A 2438-nucleotide genomic window follows, 5' to 3' on the forward strand; every position below is an offset into this window, starting at 1 on the left:
GGTTTAACCGGCCCGAAAGGTGCGGATGGCAAAAATGGTGCGGGCATTGCCTTAAACGGTAAAGACGGCACAATCGGTATCAACGGTAAAGACGGCGCATCGGCGAACTTCACCGTTACAAACGGTACGGGTACGTTAGATGCTGATGATAAAGGCGGTAAAGGCATCGAGCGCTTGGTGTACAACACCACCAACACAGACGGCACAACCACGACCCGTGAAATCGCAACCAAAGACGACGGCTTGAAGTTCAAAGGCGACAATGGTGACGAGATTGCGAAGAAACTCGGTGAAACCTTGAATATTACCGGTGGGGTTAGCGATGAAGCGAAACTGACCGACAATAATATCGGGGTGATCAATAAAGACGGCAACCTCACGGTGAAATTGGCTAAAGATCTGAACTTAACCGAGAACGGCAGTGTGACGATCGGAAATGTGACCCTCAATAAAGACGGGTTCAATGCTGGTAATACTACGATTACAAACGTCAAGGGCAATTTAGATAACGTCACGAATGGCACCACCTCTAATCCAGATAGTACGGGTAATAAGTATGCGAATGTGACAAACAACGCAGCGACAGTGGGTGATGTGTTAAATGCAGGCTGGAACTTACAAAGTAACGATCAGCCGGTGGATTTTGTGACCCACGGTAATACGGTGAACTTCAAAAACGGTCAAGGTGTGAAAGTTGGCACAATCTACAACAGCACAACGGGCACGACCGACATTACCTTTAACACCACTAACAGCTATGTGGACGATAAAGGCAATGCAACCGCTGAGCCGACCAATAAAGTGAAATTTATCGGCGGTAATGCGTCAGCACCGGTTGCGATTACCAATGTGGATAGCGGCGTATTACCAAATAATGCCACTGTACCGGCAGGTCAAACCTTTAATGATGTGTTAAACAACCTCTCCGGCGAGGCGTTGAATAACGTTGTGAATGCAGGCGATTTGAAAAATGCGACCAAAGACATTACCAACAGCACGTTAAGTGCGGTCGGATTTGCGCTGACATCGAAAGCGGTAGAGAATACTAATGGCCAAGCCAGCGTGAAAGACGGGTTATCCGAGGCAGACAAACGTCTAACCAATAACGAGACCTTCACGTTAGATGCTGGCAACAATGTTCGCATTAAACAAATTGAAAACGGCTATGAAGTCTCTACCGCAGAAAATGTCACCTTCACTAACATCACTGTAGGTAAAAACGGCAAGGACGGTATTGACGGTACAATCGGTGTGAACGGCAAAGACGGTGCTTCCGTTGTGCTTAACGGCAAAGACGGTTCAATCGGCTTAACAGGTCCGAAAGGTGCTGATGGTAAAGACGGCGCTTCCGCTAACCTCACGGTGGTGAACGGCACAGGCACGTTAGATGAAACGGGTAAAGGTAAAGAAGGTATTACTCGTTTGGTGTATAACACCACCAATACTGACGGTTCAACCACCACCCGTGAAATTGCAACCAAAGATGACGGCTTGAAATTCAAAGGCGATAACGGTGACGAGATTGCGAAGAAACTCGGCGACACCTTGAATATCACCGGCGGATTAACGGACAGCAGTAAACTGACCGATAACAACCTCGGCGTGGTGAATCAAGCGGGCGGTTTAGTCGTTAAATTAGCAAAAGCGCTTAACTTAACCAAAGATGGTAGCTTAACCATCGGCAATACCACCTTGAATGACAACGGTTTCACCCTAGTTGGCGGGCCAAATGTCACCACAAGCGGTATTGATGCGGGTGATAAGAAAATTACCAATGTGGCAGACGGTGATGTCAGCAACAACAGCAAAGACGCCATTAACGGCGGTCAGCTCTATACTGCGATCACTAATAGCGGCTTTAACCTCACCACTAAATCAGTGGCAGGTACAAACGGTCAAGCCAGCGCAGACGGTCTGTCTGAGGAAGATAAACGTTTAGCGAATAATGAAACCTTCACTTTAGATGCCGGCAACAATCTTGTGATCAAGCAAATTGCAAACGGTTATGAGATTGCAACTGCGAATAACATCACAGTGGGTGCGGCAGGCAAAGATGGTAAAGACGGCGTGGACGGCTCTATCGGCGTAAACGGTAAAGACGGCTCTTCTGTCGTGATTAACGGCAAAGACGGTTCAATCGGCTTAACCGGCCCGAAAGGCGCAGACGGTAAAGACGGCGTATCTGCTAATATCTCGGTGAAAGACGGTGAGAAAGGCCTTGACGGTAACGACGGCAAAGACGGTGAAAGCAAAACTCGTATTGAGTACGTTACAAAAGACGGCTCGAAAGAAACGGTTGCAACCTTGAACGACGGCTTGAAATTTAAAGGCGACGACGGCAAGGAAATTGCGAAGAAACTCAATGAGACGCTAAATATTACCGGCGGAGCGGATAAAGATAAGCTGACAGACGGCAACATTGGTGTGAATAACAACAA

General features: G+C 47.7%; 1 protein-coding gene. It reads left to right on the forward strand.

What is annotated here, in order from left to right; all coding sequences use genetic code 11:
* On the forward strand, nt 1-2438 hold a 2438-nt coding region (locus tag BKL51_RS05830), incomplete at both ends, for a beta strand repeat-containing protein (protein WP_369801909.1).

Source organism: Rodentibacter sp. Ppn85 (assembly GCF_001999335.1).
Taxonomy (GTDB): Bacteria; Pseudomonadota; Gammaproteobacteria; order Enterobacterales; family Pasteurellaceae; genus Rodentibacter.